This is a genomic window from Embleya sp. NPDC025285, assembly GCF_055558835.1.
On sequence record NZ_JBVHLU010000014.1, the window covers coordinates 57,450 to 78,491 of the forward strand.

Sequence of the window (21,042 nt, forward strand, 5' to 3'; positions counted from 1 at the left end):
TTCCGCATTCGAGGCAAAGCAGCAATTCCGGTTCCTTTACCGGACAATCGAGCCTGTGTTCACGCAACAGCGCGGTGCCACCGGAATGAGTTCCCGTCTGGGAAGATCGTTCCGGCTGCAACCGAACCCGGCGGCGCTCCGCCGCCGGGGACAGTGTTGTGCGCGCGGGTCGTCCGTATCTTCCGGCCTGCCGCGGTAAGGGGGACAGGCCATGAGCGACGAGGAACCGGTCACGCGTACCCGGCTGCCCAGACCCACCTCCTCACCGGAGGATCCGGAGCCCAGACGCAACCCCATACTGTCCGGGATCGGTGTGGTCGTGGTGGTCGCCGTGGTGATCGTTTCCCTGTTGTTCGCCGCCAACCGCTCGGACGAGGACGACGGTTCCACCACGGGGGACGCCGCGAAGACCTCCGCCGCGCCCGAGGCGTCGAGCGGACCACCGCTGTCCGCCGCCCAGTTGCCCGAACGCGTCGAGTCGGGTGTGCCGGTCGGCTACCCGCAGACCGCGGAGGGCGCCCAGTCCGCCGCGGCGAACTTCGTCGTCGCGTTCGGCTCGGACCGGATGTTCCGGGCCCAGCCGCGCACCGCGATCATCACCACGGTCACCGACCCGGCGGTCCGGGACGGTCTGCTCGCGCGCGCCGACCAGACCTACCGCACGCAGACCACGACATTCGGCCTGCAACCGGACGGCTCGCCGCCCAAGGGACAGACCTTCGTTTGTCGGGCCGTCCCGATGGGCACCAAGTCCGTTGTCTTCACCGCCGCTTCGGCGACCGTCGAGGTCTGGAGCGTCGGCGTGGTGGGCCTGGCCGGACCCGGCTCCACCAAGCCGGTGGCCGAGGCGTGGAACACCACCACGATGAAGTTGTCGTGGGTGAACGGCGACTGGAAGCTGGTCGAGTTCAGTCAGAAGGAGGGCCCGACTCCGGTCTCCGGGCTACAGGATCCGTCCAGCGCCAACGACATCGCCAAGGCCGACGGGGAGTTCGGGGAATTGCGCCATGCACGCTGACCGGGAACGCCGCAGCCTTCGCAACCGATTCCTGACCCTCGGCGGGACACTGACCGCGGCCTGGACCGTCGTCGTGCTCGGCGCCGGCCGCGCGTGGGCCGAGCCCACACCGGGCGCCACCACACCGCCCGGCGGTACACCCGCTCCCAGCGCACCCGCGAGCAAGCCGGAGTGCGACCTGCTCACCGGCCCCGCCAAGGACATCTGCAACAACGGCGGCCCCAGCGCTCCGGGCACCGGCACGCTGGGTACCGTCACCGACCCGCTCGGCTCGATCGCCAAGGGCTGCGCCGACGCGGCCACCTGGATCATCGACAAGCTCGCCGGCGCGGTCAACGACACCACGCAGGTGGACTTCACCAACCCCGGCTTCCTGCGCCAGTACGCGGTGGTGTTCGCCGCGTCCACGTTCCTCACGCTGATCCTGTGGATACTCGCGGTCGCCAAGCGCGCCGTGCGCGGGGTCCCGATCGGCACCGCGATCAGCGAGGCGGTCGGCTACCTGTGGCTCGCGGTGATCGCGTCCGCGTTCACGCCGCTGATGCTGTATCTGGCCGTCTCGATGACCGACGCGGTCACCGCGGCCATCGCCACCGGTACCCAACAGGACACCAACAAGTTCCTCGGCGGCTTCTCCAAGGCGCTCGATCCCGCGAGCGACCTCGGCGGCGGGCCGGTGATGCTCATCTTCGTGTCCTTGCTCTCGATGGCCGCCGCGGCCGTGCTGTGGGTCGAACTCCTGGTCCGTGCCGCGATGTTGTACGTCGGCGCGATCCTGGGCACGGCGGTGTACTCGGGTCTGGTGGACAAGGCGATGTGGCACCACGTCCGGCGCTGGGCCGGGATCATGATCGCGGTACTGCTCGCCAAACCGGTGATCGTGATCGTGCTCGGATTGGCCACGGCGGTCACCGCCGGCGGCAAGGACGACGCGTTCTCGTCGGTGCTCTCGGGCCTGGCGATCCTGTTCCTGTCCATCTTCGCGAGCGTGCTCATCTATCGTTTCGTCCCCAGCATCGGCGACGACATGGCCTCGCTGCACAGCAGCCGCAAGGCGATGCAGTCGGCGGGTCCGGCGTCCATGGTCAACGGCCCGGCCACGTACGTGAAGCAGGGCATCCAGGCGCACGCCTCGCGGGGATCGACCGGTTCCGGCTCTGCCCCGGTGACCGCGAACGCCGTATCGTCGGGCATTGCGGCCCATGGCACCAGGGGCGGCGGATCGGGCGGCGCCCCGACTCCGGCACCGACGCCTCCGGCCAACCCCGCGGCAACGCCTCACGCGAGGAACGGTAAAGAGTAATGACTACGCAACCGGTCGCCCGACGGCGGACCTTCCTGATCGGCAAGGCCAAACCCACCGCCGTCATCGGCAAGAACCGCGAGCCCGGTGAGATCTTCCTGATCATCGCGGCCGGCGGACTCGCCCTGATGTGGGGCCTGTTGGTGCCCGTCCTGGTGATCCGCATCGCCGGTCTGGTCGGCTTCCCACTGCTCGCGTTCGCCGCCGTGTACATGCCGTACAAGAAGCGCACGTTCTACAAGTGGTGGGAGATCAACCGCACCTACAAGCGCACGCTCAAGCGCGGCGCGAAGTACCGGTCCGCGGTCACCGAGGCGGGCACCAGGCTGACCGGCCAGGGTGTCGCGGTCGGTGCCCCGCCCGGGGTCGGCCGGGTGACCTGGTCGAGTGTGCCGTTCGGCCCGGACGACCTGACCGTGCTGCTGCACCTGGAACGGCGCACGGTCACCGCCGCCGTCGAGATCGAGGGCCCGGGTGTGGGGCTGCGCGACTCGGAGGACCAGGAGGCGCTGGTCGAGCGGTTCGGCACGCTGCTCAAGCACGTGGCCAACGGCGACGGTTTCGTCACCCGGTTGCAGGTGCTGGCCCGGACGCTGCCCGCCGACCCGGACGCGCACGCCAAGGACGTGGCCCGGCGCGGCGACCACAAGGCGCCGCTGTGGGTCCAGGACTCCTACGAGCAGCTCCAGTCGATGGTCTCCACCTCCTCCGAGCAGCACCGGGCCTACCTGATCGCGTGCATGCACTACACCCGGGAGCTGGCCGCCGAGGCGAACGTGATGGGCAAGGGTGACAAGGGCATCGGCGTGGTGATGGCACGTGAACTCACCGACGTCTGCGCCCGGTTGACCGAGGCGGACATCCGGGTCCGGCAACCGCTGAACGAGGCCCGGCTGTCCTCGCTGATCCACTCGATGTACGACCCCGAGCACCAGATCGACGCGTTCGAGGGCATGCAGGCGCGCTACGCGTGGCCGGCCGAGCTGGACGCGACGCACCAGAACTACCTGGAGGCCAAGACCCGCGAGTCGGATTCGGCCGAACCGTGGTGCCACGCCACCGCGTGGATCAAGGAGTGGCCGCTGACCCCGGTCGGCGTCAACTTCCTGGCCCCGCTCCTGGTGCACACCCCGGACGTGATCCGCACCGTCGCCGTCACGATGGACCTGGAACCCACCGACGTGGCGATCGAGCGCATGCTCACCGAGAAGACCAACGACGACGCGGACGCGGCCCGCGCGGCCAAGATGAACCGGGTGGTCGACCCGCGCGACATGGCCCACACCGGCCGGGTCGACCAGCGCGGCGAGGACTTGGCGGGCGGCGCGGCGGGAGTGAACATCGTCGGCTACATCACGGTGTCCTCGCGCAATCCCGACCAACTCTCCCGGGACAAGCGCACGATCCGCGCGTCGGCGGGCAAGTGCTTCCTCAAGCTGGAGTGGTGCGACCGCGAGCAGCACCGCGCGTTCGTCAACACGCTGCCGTTCGCGACGGGCATTCGCAAGTGAGCGTCGGCGGCCACGACAGTGGCCGCGACCAAGGGATGAGGTGATCACGTGTCAGGTCTGATGTCCGCGTTGACCCAGGGCTTCTCCGGCATCATCTTCGGCCGCAACGAGACCCAGCGGCTGCCGGTGCGTACGTCCACCGGCCAGGCCCAGGCGGTCTACCTGCCCACGGCCGCACCCGGGCTGGGCGACTCGGGCGTGATCATCGGCCGCGAGGTGTACTCCGGCAAGGGCTACATCTACGACCCCTTCCAGCTCTACGGCCAGCAACTGCCCGCACCGCACTGGCTGGTCCTGGGCGAGTCCGGGAACGGCAAGTCGGCGCTGGAGAAGACCTACGTGCTGCGCCAGCTGCGTTTTCGCGACCGCCAAGTGGTGGTCCTGGACGCGCAGGGCGAGGACGGCGTCGGCGAGTGGAACCTGATCGCCGAGGCGTTGGGCGTCAAGCCGGTCCGACTGGACCCCAACGACCTCTCCGGCGACGCGGTCCGGCTCAACCCGCTGGACCCGGCGATCGCCGTCACCGGCCAACTGGCGCTGTTGCGCACCATCATCGAGGTGGCCATGGGCCACGCGCTCCAGGAGCGCGCCGGCTACGCGCTCAAGGCCGCGCACACGCACGTGATGCGCACCGTGCACGGGCGGCAGCCGATCCTCCCGGACATCGTCGAGGCGTTGCGCAATCCGACCCCCGAGTCGTGCGAACTGCTCAGCCTGGACGTCAAGGACGTCCGGGTCTGGGGTCTGGACGTCGCGCTGGTCCTGGACCGGCTCACCGACGGCGACCTCAAGGGCATGTTCGAGGGGCCGACCACGGACGGCATCGACCTGGACTCGCCGCTGATCATCTTCGACCTGTCGCACATCGACCGGAACTCGATCGCGATGCCGATCCTGATGGCGATCGTCGGCGTGTGGCTGGAGCACACCTGGATCCGCCCGGACCGGGTCAAGCGCATCTTCCTGGTCGAAGAGGCGTGGCACATCATCAACAGCCCGTTCGTGGCCCAACTCTTCCAGCGCCTGCTCAAGTTCGGCCGTCGGCTGGGTCTGTCCTTCGTCGCGGTCGTGCACCACCTCTCCGACGTGGTGGACGGCGCGGCGGCCAAGGAGGCGTCGGCGATCCTGAAGATGGCCTCGACCAGAACCGTGTACATGCAGAAGTCGGACGAGGCACGCGCGACCGGGAAGGTGCTCGGCCTGCCCCGGTGGGCGGTGGAGATCATCCCGACGCTGACCCCGGGTATCGCGGTGTGGGACGTGAACGGCAACGTACAGGTGGTCAAGCACCTGATCACCGACACCGAGCGGCCGATGGTCTACACCGACCGCGCGATGACCGAGGACGCGGTGGAGGAACGGGTGCGCGCCGAGGCGGCGTTGGCCGACGATCCGGCGGCGTAGATGGGCTCGCCCGGACAACCGCCGGAACCGCGCCTGCCCACGCCGGGCCGGGCGCCCTCGCGTGGCGTGCCGGACGGTCTGCTGATCGCGGGCCTGTTGCTGCTGATCGCGGGCACCGCGGTGATCTGGCTCTCCACCGGGTTGGCCGCGCTGGCGAGCGGCAAGGACTGGCCGGACGGGGTCACCTACCGCCGGTCGGCGCTCGCCATGCGCTCGGTGTTCGGCACGCCCGACGACCTGCCGCGCGCGTGGCCGGACACCCCGCCGGGGCAGTTGCCCACCCCCACCGCGTTCTGGGTGTCCTTCGGCTTCGTGGTGCTGCTCCTCCTGATCGCGGCGGGGTGCGTGTTCCGGTGGTGGTTGCGCCGGATGGCGGCGAGGGCCGCGCGTGCGCCGGCGGCGGCCGCGATCGCGAACGCACGGGCACAATCGCCGAATTCACTGGCCCCGAAACGGAATCAGCGGCTCCCCGACGGGGAATGATGCGCTTGCGTCCTCGTCGAGGACGCCCCCGAACGTGGCCGGGCCTGGTCGCCGCGTGGCCGCACGGTCACCCGGCGATCGGCCCGACCCACCATGTTCGTGGCCGCATGGCCCTGATGGGACTCGGCCGGCGGTTGGCTGGTCGATGCCATGGAGTGGCCGCGGACGCCGGCCGGGCCGAGATGTCGCCGGCTCCGGGTGACGGTGACGGGTGACGGTTTCAGTCCGTCCAGGTCATGCATTCTTCGCAGCGGTAGGCGCGTGGGCCGGACTTGTATTCCACCTTGTCGGATTTGCGGTAGTACTTGCACGCGCGGTTCTTGCAGACGATCGGGTGGCCGTCGACCGCCTCGGCCGGTAACGGCGCCGTCTCGTAGGTGCACGGCGTGGGTGGGAGCTTCTTGTAGTAACCCCCCGTCGCCGGCAGCGCGGTCGGGTCGAACGGTGAACACGCGGCCCCGTCGGACACATCCTCGGACACGTTCATGGCACCTCCTCCGTGTGCCGGCACGCTAGCCGAGAAACGGGTGCGGGGCGGGTGGTTCGGGATGGTTCCGCCCGAAGGGCCGACGGGGCCGCGTGGGTTCAGTCGCGGGCCGGCAGGCCGGCCGCGCGTCCGTGTACGGCGATCGAGGTCAGCACGAGGAGTGCACCGAGCAGTTGCACCGGACCGAGTCGCTCACCGCGCAGGAGCGCGGAGAGCACGGTCGCGGTCAGCGGCTCGAGCAGCACCGCCACGACGGCGCCGGCCGGGTGCGCGCGGCCGAGCGCGGTGAAGTAGGCCACATACGCCGCCCCGGTGGGCAGCACGCCCAGGAAGACCACCGCGCCCAGGACGTCGGCGCGCATCGGCACGGTCATCCCGACCACCAGCCCCGCGGGCAGCAACAAACAACCCCCGAAGAGGAATCCGAGGCCGGTCACCGCGACCCGATCGAGCGTGGGCAGGGCCGGTCGGGAGTCCAGGGTCAGCACCGCGAACCCACCGGCGGCCACCAGTGCGAAGCCCGTACCGACGAGCGCGCCGCCCGCGCCGCCCGCGGGTGTGCCGAGCAGCAGGACCAGACCCAGCGCGGCGGCGGCAAGGCTCGCGAGCACGATCCGGCCGGGTCGGCGCCGCTCGCGCACGGCCGTGCCGACGGTGACCATGAGATGTACCGCGACCATGGTGGTGAGCGTGGCCAGACTCACCGAGCCGGCCACCACGGCCGCGAAGTAGGCGGCCTGGAACACCGTGAACAGCGCGCCGGCGCTCGCGATCCGGGCGAGCTCGGCCCGGCTCGGGCGGCGTACCCGCAGCCGCCCCGTGGCCAGCGCGTAGCCGGTGATCAGCAGACCGCCGGCGAGCAGCCGGTAGGCCGCGATGGCCACCGGGTGCAGGCCGGCGCGGCCGGCCAGGACCGCGCCGGCGATCCCGCCGGTGCCCCACAGGACTCCGGCGAGGACGAACAGATCGAGCCCGGATCGGGTGTTCCGGGCAGCGTGCACGAAGGTACGAACAGACATGGAATGGCTCCGACTTCGACGCCAACAGGACAACGTCGGAGCGGGGCGGCACCGGTTCGGGCCAGGTCGGGCAGGGGCCGCGACCCGGACTGTCGGATCGGACCCGGGGACACCCCGCTCAGTGGCGGGGCGGCGGGCAGATCGACCAGTCGCGGTGCATGGACGACACCCTAACGTCGCGCCGGCGCCGCGGGCAGGTGATTTCGCGGTGCCGGGAGAGGGTGTGAAACGTTTCTTCGGGGCAGCAGCCCACCATGGACGAAACGTCGAAGGAACGACTGGACCGCGAACTGAACGAGTTGCTCCAAGGGCTGCGCATCGCGCTCCCGGGTGTGCAGTTCATGTACGCGTTCCTGCTGACGGTGCCCTTCGCGCAGGGCTTCGCGCGTGTGACCGAGTTCCAGAAGGACGTCTTCCTGGTGGCGTTGATATCGACCGCGCTGTCCTCGGTGTGCTTCATCGCGCCGGCCGTCCAGCATCGACTGCTCTTCCGGGGCGGCCTCAAGGACGTCCTGCTCAGGCGGTCGAACCGCTACGGGATCGCTGGCGCGGTCGCCCTCGCGGTGGCCATGATCTCGGCGATCCTGCTGGTCGTGGACTACCTGTTCGGCCGTTCCTGGGCGTTGTCCGTGGCGATCCCGCTCGCGGTGCTGATCCTGTGGGTGTGGCTGCTCCAGCCGATGGTCACCCGTTTCCGGCGGGCCGGCGACCCGCTTCCCTGAAGCTTCGCGCACAAGACTTCAGAGCGGGTCGCGTCGGATCCGTATCGGGTCAGACCCATTCCAGGAGCCGGGCCGCGTGCGCCCGGACCGGGCACGGTACGGGCACGCCGCAACCGCACTCGCCGGCCTCGGCGGGCCGGTGCCGGATCAGCGTGCGGGTGACCACCAGGCGGTAGTCCAGCAGTGGGTCCTCGGCCGGGCGCGGGGCCCTCGGGCGCGGCGCGCGCAGGATGCGCGGCGCCGGTCTGGACAGTCCCTCGGGCAGCGGCCGGTCCAGCCGCTCGATGTCGCCGCGTTGCCTCGGAATGCGCACTCGCATGTATCCGGTCCCCTTCTCGTCCGGTGTCCCGCCGTGGCGGCGCACCCGAGCGTGGCAGCGCTCGGAGCCCGCCGGATCACTCCGTGTCCAGGCGCCCGCCCGCGTCCGGCTGGGATTCCTCGACCCGCGCGAGCATGCCGCGCAGGCCGGCCGCGAGCGCGTGCCGCTCGGCCGGACCCAGGTCCTGGAGCAGACCGGCCTCGAAGACCGCGGCCTCGCGCACCACGCGCAGCCACACATCCCGACCGGTCGTGGTCAGTTCGACGATCACCCGCACCCGGTTCTGCTCGTCCCGGGTTCTGGTGACCAGCGCCTCGGCGACCATCCGGTCCAGCCGATGGGTCATCGCCGCCGGGGTCAGGCCCAACCGGCGGGCCAGGTCGCCGGGGCTGAGCCGGTAGGGGCGGCCGACCAGCACCAGGGCCTTGAGCACCTCCCACTCGGCGTTGGTGATGCCCAGCGCGGTGAGTTGGCGGCCGTACGCGACGTTCATCCGGCGGTTGAGCTTGGACAGCGCCGCCACGATCGTCTCGACCTGCGGGTCCACCTCGGGGAACTCGCGCTGGAAGACGGCGAGGTACTCCTCGATGTCGCCTTCGTCCGCTGTTGCCTGCTCGGCCCCCTCTGTCATGCCCGGAAGTATCGCATCCTCGGCCCGCTCGGCCGCCGTCTCCGGGCTGTCGCGACACAAGGCGTTGGACGGCGACGCTATAGATCCGTATAGTTTAGCTCTGAAGTCTTCAGGCTTGAGGACTCGGACTCTTCGGATCAGGCACGGCGGCGACGCCGGCGTGGGCCCGGACCAGGCGCGCCCTGGACTCCGGTCGCCCCCGGCGCACCCGCCTCGACGCGGATACAGGCGGTCCCTCGCCGCCGGACTCGGGCATGCCCCGGGCCGGCGACGGTCGGCTCGGCTGCTCTCGCACGCCTCCGTACGCCCGAGCCCGGCCTGCGGACCGATCCCCGTGGACCGGAGCGGCCGGCCCGCGCGACCGGTAGTCGGGAGGTGTGTGATGGCGACCCAGGGCGCTCTGCGTCGGATCCAGCTCGGTAACGCGCTCAGTGCGTTCGGCAGCGGTTTCACGGTGCCGTTCCTGTTCGTGTACGTGACGCGGGTACGAGAGCTGTCAGCCGGTCAGGCCGGCCTGATGTTCAGCGTGCTCGCCATCGCCGCGCTGTGCGCGCTCCCGATGGTCGGTCCGGCGATCGACCGGCGCGGCCCCCGCCCGGTGGTCGCGGTCGGCTCGGTGGTGGCCGCGCTCGGCGCGCTGACCCTGGGTCTGGCCCGCGGCGAGCTGCCGGTGATGGTGGGCGCCGCGCTGCTCGGAGCCGGCGTGGCCGCGATCCAGCCCGCGCTGGCGACGATGATCGTGCGGTGCACGACGGCGCCGACCCGCGCTCGCGCGTTCGCGCTCCAGTTCACCTTCAACAACCTGGGCCTGGGCATCGGCGGGTTGATCGGCGGCCTGATCGTCGACCCGTCGCGGCCGGCCAGCTTCACCCTGCTGTTCGCCATCGAGACCACGATGTTCCTGGTGCTCGGCGCGGTGTGCGGAACGGTCCGGCTGCCCGCGGTGCCTGCCGCGCCGGCCGGGACGGTGCCGGGCGCGGGTTTCCGGCATCTGCTGCGAGACCGCGCGATGGTCCGGCTGTGCGTGGTCAGCGCGGTCATCTTCTTCACCTGCTACGGCCAGTTCGAGTCGGGCCTGGCCGCGTTCGCGACCGAGGTCAGCCGGATCTCGCCGAGCATGCTGGGCGTCGCGCTCGCGGCCAACACCGCGGTGATCGTGCTCGGTCAGCTCACCGTCCTGCGGATCACCCAGCGCCGCCGGCGCAGCACGGTGATCGCGGCCACCGGCCTGGTCTGGCTGCTCGCCTGGATCGTGACCGCGCTGTCCGGTCTGGTGCACGGCGACAAGGTCGCGGCGGCGGTCACCATCATCATCACGTTCGCGCTGCTGGGCGTGGGCGAGTCGCTGCTCGCGCCGACGCTGGGGCCGATGGTCGCGGACCTGGCACCCGCGCACCTGCTCGGCCAGTACAACGCGGCCCAGTCCCTGGTGAAGCAGCTCGCCATGGCAGCGGGTCCGGCCTTCGCCGGCGTCATGGTCGGCGCCGGCCTGTACGGCCCCTACCTGGCCGCCCTGATGGCCTGCTCACTCCTGATCACCGCACTCGCCCTACGCATGCGCCACACCCTCAACCCCACCCAAAACGGCACAATAATCGCCGAATCCACCCCCCACCCCACCCCCCAGGCCCTCACAGCCTGACCACCAACCTCAACCCCGGCCGGCACATGACGCCAACTCAGCCCGGCCGGCGCTTGAGGCCACTCAGCCCGGCCGGCGCTTGAGGCCACCCCAAAGCAACCCACCGCCCAAGGTCAGCCAAAACCAATCCAGCCCGGCCGGCGCATGAGGCCACTCAGCCCGGCCGGCGCTTGAGGCCACCCCAAAGCAACCCACCGCCCAAGGTCAGCCAAAACCAATCCAGCCCGGCCGGCGCTTGAGGCCACCCAGCCCGGCCGGCGCATGAGGCCAAAAACCCCATCACCCCAACGGGAACTCGCACCAGACCGTCTTGCCCTCGTCCGTGAGCCGACTCCCCCACGACTTCGCGATCGTCGCCACGATCGCCACCCCACGCCCACTCTCGTCGTCGGCCGCGGCCCGCCTCCGCCGCGGCACGTGATCGTCCGCGTCCGAGACCTCGACGATCAACCGCTTGTCGGTGCGCCGAAGGCGCAACCGCATCGGCGCGGCCCCGTGGGTGAGCGCGTTCGCGACGAACTCGCTGACCGCGAGCACGCCCAACTCGCGCAGTTCCTCGCCGACCTGCCAGCTCGCCAGCACGCCCGACGTGAACGCCCGGCCACGCGCGGCCACCTCGCTGCCGCCGAGCAGGTCCAGCGACGCGGTCCGGAACAGCCGGGCCTGGGCGCCTTCCCGACGCGGCAGTTGCAGCACGAGCATGGCCATGTCGTCGTCGTGTTCCTCGGGCAATTGCATGTGCGCGATCAGATGGTCGCGGACCGCCTCGGGTTCGCCCACCGACGACAACAGCGCGGCGCCCAGCGTGTCGATGCCCTCGTCCAAGTCCTCGCCCCGGCGCTCGACCAGGCCGTCGGTGTACAGCACCACCGTCGAGCCCGGGTCCAGGGTGATCCGGCCGGAGGTGTGCGGCCAACTCGCACCCGTGCCCAGCGGCGGCCCGTTCGCGTCGTCGAGCTTGTGGATCACGTCCTCGCCGTCGCGGACCAGCGGCGGAAGGTGGCCCGCCGTCGAATAGGTCAGCACGCCCTCCCCCGGGTCGTAGACCGCGTACGCGCAGGTGGCGATCTGGGTGGCGTCGATCTCCATCGCGGTCTCGTCGAGCAGTTGCAGGATCTCGTGCGGCGGCAGGTCCAACCGCGCGTACGCCCGGACCGCCGTGCGCAGTTGACCCATCACCGCAGCGGCGCGCACGCCCCGACCCATCACGTCGCCGATCACCAGCGCGGTGCGGCCCGCGCCCAGGGTGATCACGTCGTACCAGTCGCCGCCCACCGCGGCGTCCGTGCCGCCGGGCAGGTACTTCGCGGCCACGATCAGGTCGTCGGGGTTCTCCAGCCGCTGCGGCAGCAGGCTGCGTTGCAGGGTGACCGCGGCCTGCCGGTGCCGCCGCTCGCTCTCCCGCAGCCGGTCGGTGGCCTGCACCTGGTCGGTGACGTCGACCGCGAAGACCAGCACGCCCCGCGTGTCGCCGCCGCGCCCGGCCGCCTCGGGTCGTACCGGCGTGCAGACGAACGTGTAGTAGCCGTGCTTGCGCTCGCTCTCCGGCATGCCGGGATACGTCTCGCCGCGATGGTCGACGCGGCGGGCGCGCACCGTCCGCCCGCGCCCGGTCCGGTAGACCTGATCCATCAGCGTCAGCAGCCCGTGCTCGGCCAACTCGGGCAACGCGTCCCGGGCCGGAACGCCCGATCTGCGCGCGCCGAAGACCGCCCGGTAGGCGTCGTTGACGTAACACAGCTCGTGGTTCGACCCTCGGGTGACCGCGATCAGCGCGGGCGCGTGGGCCAGCACGTCGCGCAACGGGAAGGTGTCGTTCGATTCCTGGCTGCGTGCCGCCGGCACCGAGCGCCGCCGGTCACCGGCCAGCCGGGCGCCCCACCGAGTGATGTTCAACCGCTCGCTTCCTAGGGAGTTCGTTCACGCAAAGCGCATGGAGGTTTACCGCAGGTGACATCACCAGTGTGGGCGAAAGTCGGCCGTGAGGGAATCACGTCCCGTGACCGGGCCCCCGTTCGGGGTACCACAGGAGTGCGCTGTGGCAATGTACGGGACCCGGTCGCGAGACACTCAACCCTCGGGCACCACGGCAGCCTACGAGCCCGCCGGTCGTTCACGCCTACCTGGTGGGCTTGCGGTCGCCTCGGGTGGCGTACTCGAATTCGGCGCGCGGGTGTTCGATCGAACCCAGCGAGACGATCTCGCGCCGGAACATCAGGGACAGCGTCCACTCGGCCATGATCCGCATCTTGCGGTTCAGCGTGGGCACCCGGCTGAGGTGATAGGTGCGGTGCATGAACCACGCCGGAAGGCCCTTGGTCTTGATCCCGTACACCTGCGCGACGCCCTTGTGCAGGCCCAGCGAGGCCACCGAACCGGCGTGCTTGTGCCGGTACTGCCGCTGCGGCTGTTCACGCAGTGTGGCGATGATGTTGTCGGCGAGCACACGCGCCTGGCGCACCGCGTGCTGCGCGCTCGGGCCGGTGAACTCCTCGCCCGGCTTGGTCAGATCGGGCACCGCCGCGCAGTCGCCCGCCGTCCACACGCCGGGGACGCCGTCCACCTCCAGCGTCGCGCGCGCCTTGAGCCGGCCCTTGTCGTCCAGCGGCAGGTCGGTGGCGATCAACATCGGGCTGGGCTTGACGCCCGCCGTCCACACCAGCGTGCTCGCGTCGAGTTCGGTGCCGTCCGAGAGCACCACGTGCCGGTCGCGGGCCGACTCCAGCCGGGTGTTCAGCCGTACGTCGATGCCGCGCCGGCGCAGTTCGGCGACGGTGTACCGGCCCATGTCCTCGCCCACCTCGGGCAGGATCCGCGGCGATGCCTCGACCAGGATCCAGCGCATGTCCGCCGGAGTGATGTTGTCGTAGTACCGGCACGCGTAGCGGGCCATGTCCTCCAGCTCCGCGAGCGCCTCCACGCCCGCGTAGCCGCCGCCGACGAAGACGAAGGTCAACGCGTGGTCGCGGATCGAGGGATCCCGGGTCGAGGAGGCGGTGTCCATCTGCTCGAGCACGTGGTTGCGCAGAGCGATGGCCTCCTCGACGGTCTTGAAGCCGATGCCCCACTCGGCCAGGCCGGGTATCGGCAGCGTGCGCGCCACCGAGCCGGGCGCGACCACGAGCAGGTCGTAGGAGGCGTCGTAGGTCTCGCCGCCGAGCAGTTCGATGGTCGCGGTCCGCTTCGCGTGGTTCACGTGCTCCACGGTCCCGGTCACGATGCGGCACTTGGGCAGCACCGAGCGCAGCGGGACCACCACGTGCCGCGGCGAGATGGCGCCGGCCGCGGCCTCGGGGAGGAAGGGCTGGTAGGTCATGTACGACTGCGGTTCGACGACGGTCACCGTCGCCTCTCCCGCCTTGAGTTTCCGTTGCAGGCGAAGGGCCGTGTACATGCCGACGTAGCCGCCGCCGACGATCAGGATGCGCTCGGGCCGAGTCGAGGTCGTCATGCGTCCCACTCTGCCCCTTTCCGGCGGCCACAGACAGATGTTCATCGGGTTTGCGTGCCCCGCACGGTTGGTGACGAGACGTCAGCGGTCAGCGATATCTTCACAACCGTGCTGTCGGATTCCGCTTCTGGGGCGGGGTCGGTTCGGGTAGTCTCGACGCCCTGGGCAAAGCGGGGTCTGGTGGGGGAATCGACACACTTGCCTTTCGGGGGAGACGCTATGAGCGGCGCTTCGCGTACGCGTACCACGAAGACACAGGACACCGGCGACGGCATCGGGGGTCGGCACACGACGACGATCCCGCCGGCTCGCAAGCCGCAACGAAGCCGGCCGGCCGAGCCGTCGCCGCAGTTGCGCACCGACGCCCGACGCAATCTGGAACAGGTGCTCCGCGCGGCCCGCGAGGTGTTCGGCGAGCTGGGCTACGACGCTCCGATGGAGGAGATAGCCCGCCGCGCCGGGGTCGGGGTGGGCACCATCTACCGCCGCTTCACCGGCAAGGAGGCGCTGGTCCAGCGGATCATGATCGCCGAGACCAATCGGCTCACCGCCGAGGCGATCAACGCGCTGGACGAGGAGCCGGACGCGTGGTCCGCCCTCGCGCGCTACTTACGTCGCGCGGTCGGCTCGGGTGCCGGGCGGCTGTTCCCCGCGCTCAGCGGCCGGGTTCCGGTGACCGAGGAGATGAGTTCCTCGCGTGCCGAACTGAACGACGCGGTAGGCGTATTGGTTGATCGGGCCAAGGCCGGCGGGTTGCTCAGGGCGGACGTCTCGGACGCCGACATCTCGCTGATGATGTCGTGCCTGTTGCCCCCGTCCGGGCTTCCGCATCCACAGCGGTTGACCATCGCCGGACGGTATCTGGAGATCCTGCTCGACGGCCTGCACGCGGGACACTCCTCCCCGCTGCCCGGGAAGCCGTTCACGCAGGACGAGTTGGACACCCTTTTCCTGAGCTGAGCCGCACCGCTTTCCTGAGCCGAGCCGCACCGCGCCGAGCCCGGTCTCCCGGGTTCGCTCTCTCCGGCCCACTCACACGCTTCGCGCCGGTCAGCCGCGCACCACGAGCACCGGGCACGCCGCGTGGTGCACCACCGCCGTGCTGACCGAGCCGAGCAGCAGGCGGGAGAAGCCGCCGGAACCGCGCGAGCCCACCACGACCATTTCGTGCCGCTCGGACATCCCGAGCAGCACCTCGGTCGCCGTCCCCGAGTACACCTGGACCTCCGCACGCCCGCCGAACGGCCGCTCGCGTTCGCCGTTCACCTCGGCGAACGTGGTCTCGGTACGGATCCGCAGTTCGGCGAGCACCCGCTCGAGGTCCTCCTGGAAGTTCGGGTCGGGCGCCGGGAGCACATACCCGGGGGTCGCGGGCTGCGCGGTCACCACGTACAGCGGCAGGCCGCGCAGCTCGGCCTCGGTCATCGCCCAGTCCAGCGCCCGCCGGGCGGGCTCCGACCCGTCCACGCCGACCACGACGCCCTTCGGCTCAGCGTCGGCCATGGGCCCTCCTCGTCACCGGATCCGGATGTGGAGGGCCCCATACCACCCGGATGTCGCGCGCTCACCTTTCCGCGGCAACGCCACCCGGACGGCGGTCAGGCGTGCGCGAGGATCTCCCGCGCGCGCTCGGCCAGCGCGCGCAGGCCGTCGGCGGTGAACCGGCCGGCCGCGTCCTGGTCGCCCATCGCGCCGGCGGTGTAGCGATCGAGCACGCCGGCCAGGATGCACGCGAGCCGCCAGCACGCGAACGCCTGGTACCAGCGGATGTGCGACAGATCCCGACCGGTGGCCGCCGCGTAACGCGCGGCGAACGCGGCCCGGTCGACGAAGCCCTCGCTCGCGGTGCCGTCGGCGGGCAACAACGCGCCGTCCTCGCCCGCCTCGACCCAGTACATGAGCGTGGTGCCCACGTCCGCGAGCGGATCGCCGAGCGTGCACAGCTCCCAGTCCAGGACGGCCCGCACCGTGCCGTCCGGGCCCAGGATCACGTTGTCGAGCCGAAAGTCGCCGTGCACGATCGTGGCGCCCTGCTGCGGCGGTACGGATGCCGCGAGCGCGTCGTGCACCTCGTCGATCGCCTCGATCCCGGGCACCCGGGTGGCCTCCCACTGGCGATGCCAGCGGCGCAACTGGCGCCCGATGTAGTCCTCGCGACGGCCGAGTTCGCCCAGGCCCACCGCGTCCACGTCCACCGCGTGGATCGCGGCGAGCACGTCCGCGAGCTGCTCTCCGGCCCGCTGTCGGGCCTGCGGCGTGAGCAGCTTCGTCGCGTCCTCGGCGGAGCGGATCACGTGCCCGTCGACGAAGTCCATCACGAAGAACGGCGCACCGTTGACCGTGTCGTCCGTGCAGAGGCCGAGCACCGGCGGTACCGGCACGTCGGTGCGTCCGGAACCGAGCGCGGCCAGGATCCGGTGCTCGCGGCCCATGTCGTGCGCGGTCGCGAGCACGTGCCCCAACGGCGGCCGACGCAGCACCCAGCGGCGCGCGTCGGCGTCCGAGACCACGTAGGTGAGGTTGGAGCGACCGCCGAGCACGAGGTCGAAGCCGAGCGGTGCGCGCACCTCGGTCCGCTCGGCCAGCCAGGCCGTGATGGCTTCCGGCCGCAATGCCTCGGCCAGGGGACTCTGCGTCATGTTCGCACTCCGCTTCAGATACCGAGGGAGCGGCCGATGATTTCCTTCATGATCTCGTTCGTCCCCCCGTAGATCGATTGCACGCGCGTGTCGATGAACGCCTTGGCCACCGGGTACTCCAGCATGTAGCCGTAGCCGCCGTGCAGTTGCAGACATCGGTCGACCACGCGCTTTTGCAGGTCGGTGGTCCACCACTTGGCCTTCGAGGCCGCGACCGCGTCCAGCTCGCCCGCGATGTGCTTCATGACGCAGTCGTCGACATACGTGCGCGCGATGTCCAACTCGGTGTCCATCTCCGCCAATTCGAACCTGGTGTTCTGGAACGAGCCGATCGGGCGGCCGAACGCGGTACGGGTCTTGACGTACTCCAGGGTGTGCGCGAAGACCGTCTCGGCGCCGGCGACCGCCGCGCTCGCGATGCCCAGGCGCTCCTGCGGCAGGTTGTTCATCAGGTGGTAGAAGCCGCGGTTCTCCTCGCCGAGCAGGTTGGCCACCGGCACCCGGACGTCGGCGAAGAACAGTTCGGCGGTGTCCTGCGCCTTCATCCCGATCTTGTCCAGATTGCGCCCGCGCTCGAAGCCCGGCATGTCCCGCTCGACCACGATCAGGCTGATGCCCTTGCTGCCCTTGGCCGTGGGGTCGGTCTTGGCCACCACGATCACCAGGTCGGCGTTGATGCCGTTGGTGATGAAGGTCTTCGCGCCGTTGAGCAGGTAGTGGTCACCGTCGCGGATCGCGGTGGTGCGCACACCCTGGAGGTCGCTGCCCGCGCCGGGTTCGGTCATCGCGATCGCGGTGATGATCTCACCGGAGCAGAAGCCGGGCAGCCAGCGCTCCTTCTGCTCGTCGGTGGCCAGGTCGTTGAGGTACGGCGCGACCACCTCGTTGTGCAGCCCGAAGCCCACGCCCGAGGCGGCCACCCGGATCAGCTCCTCGGACAGCGTCGCGAAATAGCGGAAGTCGGACACTCCGCCGCCGCCGTAGCGCTCGTCCACGTCGATGCCCAGCAGCCCCTGCTTGCCGGCCTTGAGCCAGACCGAGCGGTCCACGATTCCGTCCTTCTCCCACTGGTCGTGGAACGGGACGACCTCGCGCTGGAAGAACTCGCGCGCGGATTCGCGGAAGGCGATGTGCTCGGGTTCGAGGTGGCGGTCCCTCATGTGTGTGCTCCCCCTGCGGTGTCGCGGTGGATCGAGCCGGATCGGACATTCCTACCGGTCGGTAGGTGCCACGTGCTCGCATGCTAGGTCCGCACCGAAAGCGGATCAAGGCCCCCACCCCGAATCCCCCACCAACCCCTCACCCCCGAAGCACCCCAAACAACGCACGCCCACCGCCCGGGCACGCGACCGGCCGCGTGGCGAGCGGGGACGCCTGCGGCGCGGGGGGCGACCGCGCGGCGAACGCGACGGGCGGCGCGGATGGGAGCGGATGGGACGAGCGAGCGACGCCGGGCACGGGGCGGCCACGCGGCGAACGAGACGGGCCGCCCAAGTGGGGACGCCTGCGGCGCGGCGAGCCACGAGGCGGAACGGGGGCGGACCCGGTACGCGCGCGGGGAGCGACTAGCCCTCTTGCAACACTGCGATGCTGAGGGGGCGGACCCGGCACGCGCGCGGGGAGCGGGAAGGGCGGCGCGAGTGAGGACGCCGGCGGTGCGGTGGGGGCCATGCGGCGAGCCACGACGTGAGGCGCCGGCATGGGCGCGCACCGGGCGAGCGGGCGGCGCCGGACACGCGCGGCCATGCGGCGGGTGGGATGGGCGGCGGGTGCGATTCCGTGGCCCGCGAGGCGGGCCGTGCGGTGGGGCAAGGGCGTGCCGGCCTCGTGTCGGGGGAAGGTGGCGGCCATGTCCGCCCAGGCTCGCTGTGCCGGGCGGTCGGGCTCCCGTGCACCGGATCCACCGCATCGCGCCGCGACCGGCGGGCACGCCGAAGCGATCGCGTCGGGCGACGGCGGCGGCCATGTCCGCCCGGCGGTGGCCATTCACGTACCCCGCGCGGCTGGGCGCCGTCTCCCGATCGATGGCGGGCCGGGCGGACAAGCGCGCGGTGGTGGCTCCAGAGGCCCCGTGGCCCCGGGCCGGCGTGGCGGCCTCCGGGTGTGGCCGGGGTGCCGCGCCCCTCGGTGGCCGCGCCGAGGGTGCGGCGGACTGTGGTCAACGGCGTGCGATCCGGGTGCGGGCGGGCACGTGACCGTGCGAGGCGTGCCCGCCCTGTGCGCGACCGCGAAAGGCGGGCCCGTCGTCCACGCGGCCGGGCGAAGGCGTGCGCGCCCTCTGCGCGCTCGCCCGACCGCGCCCTTGGCGCAGCCGGGCAAAGGCGTGTGCGGGGTCAGGCGACGGCGGCCATGCGGATGCCGGGGGCGGAGCTGGGAGTTGCGTCCCAGCGCATTACTCGGCCCTCCCAGACGCCGCGCAGCCACAGTTCGGCCGAGACGATGTCGGCGAGCGCGCCCAGCGGCACGTCGGGTCGCACGACCGGTTCGCCCTTGCCGAGGTTCGGGCCGCCGATCGCCCGGTCGAGCGTGTGCCGCACCTCGACCGGATCGAGCACACCCAGCTCGGCCAGCAGCGGATCGGCGAACAGCTCGCGCAGCACGCGCGCGTTCAGCCGCAACCCGCGCCGCTCCGCCTCGGTGTAGTCGGCCCGATGCACCTCGCCCAGCGTGTGTCGGGGCAACAACCCCTGCACGGCCGCGGTGAGCAGCGCCCTGGGCCCGTCGTCCCGATCGCGCGCCCAGGCCGGCAGGGACAACCCCGCCCGCACCACGGCGGTGTCCAGGTACGGCGCCTGGACCCGCACTCCGATCCGCTCGGCGAGCTGCTGGCAGGCGCGTTGGCGCTCAGCCGCCCGGCGGACCGCGACCCATGCGGCGCGGTCCCCCGGACGGCCGTGGACCGCCGGGTCCGCGGCGACAACGGATCCGGCGGAGACCACCGACTCGCCCGCGAGGCGGCGCAGCGACACGGCAAGACGGCGGCGCATGTCCGGCGTCGTCCAGACCGCCGTCGGGGCCGCGGTGCACCACGCGATCGCGGCGGCCGGGCCCGGGGCCACCCGACCGGAACCCGCGAAGATCTCGGCGAGTTGGTCGAGCGCCTGGGGGAAGGTGGTGCGCGCGACCCGGTTCGCGGTGCTCGCGAGTTCGTGGCCGCTCATGCCCAGATTGCGCGCCCAGGTGCGGGCGTGTCGGGCGGTGGTCATCCGGCGGCGGTCCATCGCCAGGTCCGCGAGGTAGGCGAGCGGGGTGCCCAGCACCGCGTCCCCGCCGTAACCGGTGATGTGCATGTCGATGCCGGCTTCGCGAATGGCGTTGAACGTACGGGTGGTTCGGGCCATGCCGATCAGCGAGAAGCCCGGTTCGTCGGGCATCACCGCGCCGCCGAGCACGTCCTCCAGACCGGTGTAGGGCAGGTGGTCGACGCCACCCGGGATCACCAGGTGCCGCAGCCGCGCCGAGCGGGCGACGATGTCCGCGGCGGACTCCGGGTCGCCGGGGGCGCACGGCTCGGCCCAGGTGACCGCGAGCAGGTCCCGCGACTTGGCCATCGACACCGAGCGGGCGCCGAGCAGCGCGAGCACCGCCGAGTCCCGTCCACCGGACAGATCCGCGCCGGGGCGCTTGGATCCGGCCACCCGCCGGCCGACCGCGTCGTTCAGCGCACGACCCAGCGCGTCGGCGGCGCCCGGGAAGTCGAGCGGGGAGCGGTGCTGTTCGTACAGCCGGACCCGCGCCACACCGTGCGCGACGTCCAGCGCATGGCCTGGTTCCAGCCGGCCGACTCCGACGAACATCGAGCGTCCGGAAACCAGTTCGGGCACATCGGGGCAGGCGAGTCGGGCCGCGAACGCCTCGGTGTCCAGGCCCGCCCTGGTCAGGTCGGCGAGCGGGAGCGCGTGCGAGGCGTAGACCACGCCGTCGGCCGGCTCGGCGTGGAACACCTGCCGTACGCCCGCGAGATCACCGAGCACCACGGTACGCAGCCCGGTACGCAGCACGACGTGATAGCTGCCGGCCCACCCGGTCAGGTGGCGCAGCGCGCCGCCGCGGGCGACCGCGAGACCGACCTCGAGCTCGGCGTCGGTGGCGCCGCACACCCCGAGCACCGCCATCCGCATCCCACCCCGGCTGACCACCCGGACCTCGTCCGCGGGCCAATCCCCCACCAGCCACAGCGGATCGGAGCCGTCCCACAGCGTCCTGGCCCCGGTCGGCCGGGTCACGCTCCGACTCTCGGACGTCCCTGCGAACCAGCGCATCTCGACCCCCTTCGGGTTACGGCTCCGCGCGAACCACCATGGATACCGGCCGTATGTGCTCCGACACTTCCATGAAACCAAGGTTAGGCAAGCCTGAGTAGAGCGCATCCGACGGCGCACGGGGACACACACCCGGCGCATGGTTCCTTTT

General features: G+C 71.3%; 18 protein-coding genes. 8 read left to right on the top strand and 10 right to left on the bottom strand.

Features of this window, described 5'->3' with window-relative positions; all coding sequences use genetic code 11:
* Positions 1–211 precede the first annotated feature (211 nt).
* The 5 genes from ACZ4FV_RS11925 (at position 212) to ACZ4FV_RS11945 (ending at position 5,719) form a co-directional block, all read left to right on the top strand.
* The gene (locus ACZ4FV_RS11925; protein WP_402236014.1) at positions 212–1,018 is read left to right on the top strand and encodes a DUF8175 domain-containg protein; all 807 of its coding nucleotides are present in this window, start codon (positions 212–214) and stop codon (positions 1,016–1,018) included.
* On the top strand, positions 1,008–2,321 hold the full coding sequence (locus tag ACZ4FV_RS11930) for a hypothetical protein (RefSeq protein ID WP_395864471.1): 1,314 nt from the start codon (positions 1,008–1,010) through the stop codon (positions 2,319–2,321). Before ACZ4FV_RS11925 ends, ACZ4FV_RS11930 begins: the two co-directional genes overlap by 11 nt.
* Positions 2,321–3,832, top strand: coding sequence for an SCO6880 family protein (locus ACZ4FV_RS11935; RefSeq protein WP_402236012.1), 1,512 nt, complete (start codon positions 2,321–2,323; stop codon positions 3,830–3,832). Before ACZ4FV_RS11930 ends, ACZ4FV_RS11935 begins: the two co-directional genes overlap by 1 nt.
* A 60-nt stretch (positions 3,833–3,892) precedes the next feature.
* Entirely contained in the window at positions 3,893–5,236 is a 1,344-nt protein-coding gene (locus tag ACZ4FV_RS11940) for an ATP-binding protein (RefSeq protein ID WP_395864727.1), read from the top strand.
* A gap of 66 nt (positions 5,237–5,302) precedes the next feature.
* Positions 5,303–5,719, top strand: coding sequence for a hypothetical protein (locus tag ACZ4FV_RS11945; protein ID WP_465322563.1), 417 nt, complete (start codon positions 5,303–5,305; stop codon positions 5,717–5,719).
* 220 nt (positions 5,720–5,939) lie between these two features.
* On the opposite strand, the gene ACZ4FV_RS11950 is transcribed toward ACZ4FV_RS11945, so the two are convergent.
* Positions 5,940–6,206 (bottom strand): hypothetical protein, encoded by a 267-nt coding sequence (locus ACZ4FV_RS11950; protein ID WP_395864476.1) that lies wholly within the window; start codon positions 6,204–6,206, stop codon positions 5,940–5,942.
* Between the two features lie 98 nt (positions 6,207–6,304).
* Positions 6,305–7,225: a DMT family transporter gene (locus tag ACZ4FV_RS11955; RefSeq protein ID WP_402236009.1), complete on the bottom strand. Its 921-nt coding sequence runs from the start codon at positions 7,223–7,225 to the stop codon at positions 6,305–6,307.
* 254 nt (positions 7,226–7,479) lie between these two features.
* Between ACZ4FV_RS11955 and ACZ4FV_RS11960 the strand changes: the two genes are divergently transcribed.
* Positions 7,480–7,947: a DUF6328 family protein gene (locus ACZ4FV_RS11960; RefSeq protein WP_395864480.1), complete on the top strand. Its 468-nt coding sequence runs from the start codon at positions 7,480–7,482 to the stop codon at positions 7,945–7,947.
* A 49-nt stretch (positions 7,948–7,996) separates the two neighbouring features.
* On the opposite strand, the gene ACZ4FV_RS11965 is transcribed toward ACZ4FV_RS11960, so the two are convergent.
* Together ACZ4FV_RS11965 and ACZ4FV_RS11970 are read right to left on the bottom strand one after the other, a co-directional pair.
* Positions 7,997–8,266, bottom strand: coding sequence for a hypothetical protein (locus ACZ4FV_RS11965; protein ID WP_395864481.1), 270 nt, complete (start codon positions 8,264–8,266; stop codon positions 7,997–7,999).
* A 76-nt stretch (positions 8,267–8,342) separates the two neighbouring features.
* Positions 8,343–8,897, bottom strand: coding sequence for a MarR family winged helix-turn-helix transcriptional regulator (locus ACZ4FV_RS11970; protein ID WP_395864483.1), 555 nt, complete (start codon positions 8,895–8,897; stop codon positions 8,343–8,345).
* A 382-nt stretch (positions 8,898–9,279) separates the two neighbouring features.
* On the opposite strand from ACZ4FV_RS11970, the gene ACZ4FV_RS11975 reads away from it, so the two are divergent.
* On the top strand, positions 9,280–10,539 hold the full coding sequence (locus ACZ4FV_RS11975) for an MFS transporter (RefSeq protein WP_465322564.1): 1,260 nt from the start codon (positions 9,280–9,282) through the stop codon (positions 10,537–10,539).
* Between the two features lie 279 nt (positions 10,540–10,818).
* Here the strand turns inward: ACZ4FV_RS11975 and ACZ4FV_RS11980 are convergent, their stop codons facing one another.
* A complete protein-coding gene (locus tag ACZ4FV_RS11980) occupies positions 10,819–12,435 on the bottom strand; it encodes a SpoIIE family protein phosphatase (RefSeq protein WP_395864487.1) in 1,617 nt (538 codons plus the stop codon).
* 223 nt (positions 12,436–12,658) lie between these two features.
* Positions 12,659–13,990 carry an NAD(P)/FAD-dependent oxidoreductase gene (locus tag ACZ4FV_RS11985; RefSeq protein ID WP_395864488.1) on the bottom strand — a complete coding sequence of 444 codons (1,332 nt, stop codon included), beginning with the start codon at positions 13,988–13,990 and terminating at the stop codon, positions 12,659–12,661.
* A 219-nt stretch (positions 13,991–14,209) separates the two neighbouring features.
* On the opposite strand from ACZ4FV_RS11985, the gene ACZ4FV_RS11990 reads away from it, so the two are divergent.
* A complete protein-coding gene (locus ACZ4FV_RS11990; RefSeq protein WP_395864490.1) occupies positions 14,210–14,950 on the top strand; it encodes a TetR/AcrR family transcriptional regulator in 741 nt (246 codons plus the stop codon).
* A 90-nt stretch (positions 14,951–15,040) separates the two neighbouring features.
* Here ACZ4FV_RS11990 and ACZ4FV_RS11995 read toward each other — a convergent pair whose 3' ends face one another.
* From ACZ4FV_RS11995 to ACZ4FV_RS12010, 4 genes are all read right to left on the bottom strand, one after another.
* Positions 15,041–15,493, bottom strand: a complete 453-nt coding sequence (locus ACZ4FV_RS11995) for a universal stress protein (RefSeq protein WP_395864491.1) — start codon at positions 15,491–15,493, stop codon at positions 15,041–15,043.
* A gap of 95 nt (positions 15,494–15,588) precedes the next feature.
* Positions 15,589–16,629, bottom strand: a complete 1,041-nt coding sequence (locus ACZ4FV_RS12000) for a phosphotransferase family protein (RefSeq protein ID WP_395864493.1) — start codon at positions 16,627–16,629, stop codon at positions 15,589–15,591.
* A gap of 14 nt (positions 16,630–16,643) precedes the next feature.
* The gene (locus ACZ4FV_RS12005) at positions 16,644–17,789 is read right to left on the bottom strand and encodes an acyl-CoA dehydrogenase family protein (RefSeq protein WP_395864495.1); all 1,146 of its coding nucleotides are present in this window, start codon (positions 17,787–17,789) and stop codon (positions 16,644–16,646) included.
* Positions 17,790–18,962: 1,173 nt separating this feature from the next.
* Positions 18,963–21,032, bottom strand: coding sequence for an albusnodin/ikarugamycin family macrolactam cyclase (locus ACZ4FV_RS12010; RefSeq protein WP_395864496.1), 2,070 nt, complete (start codon positions 21,030–21,032; stop codon positions 18,963–18,965).
* Between the last annotated feature and the right edge of the window lie 10 nt (positions 21,033–21,042).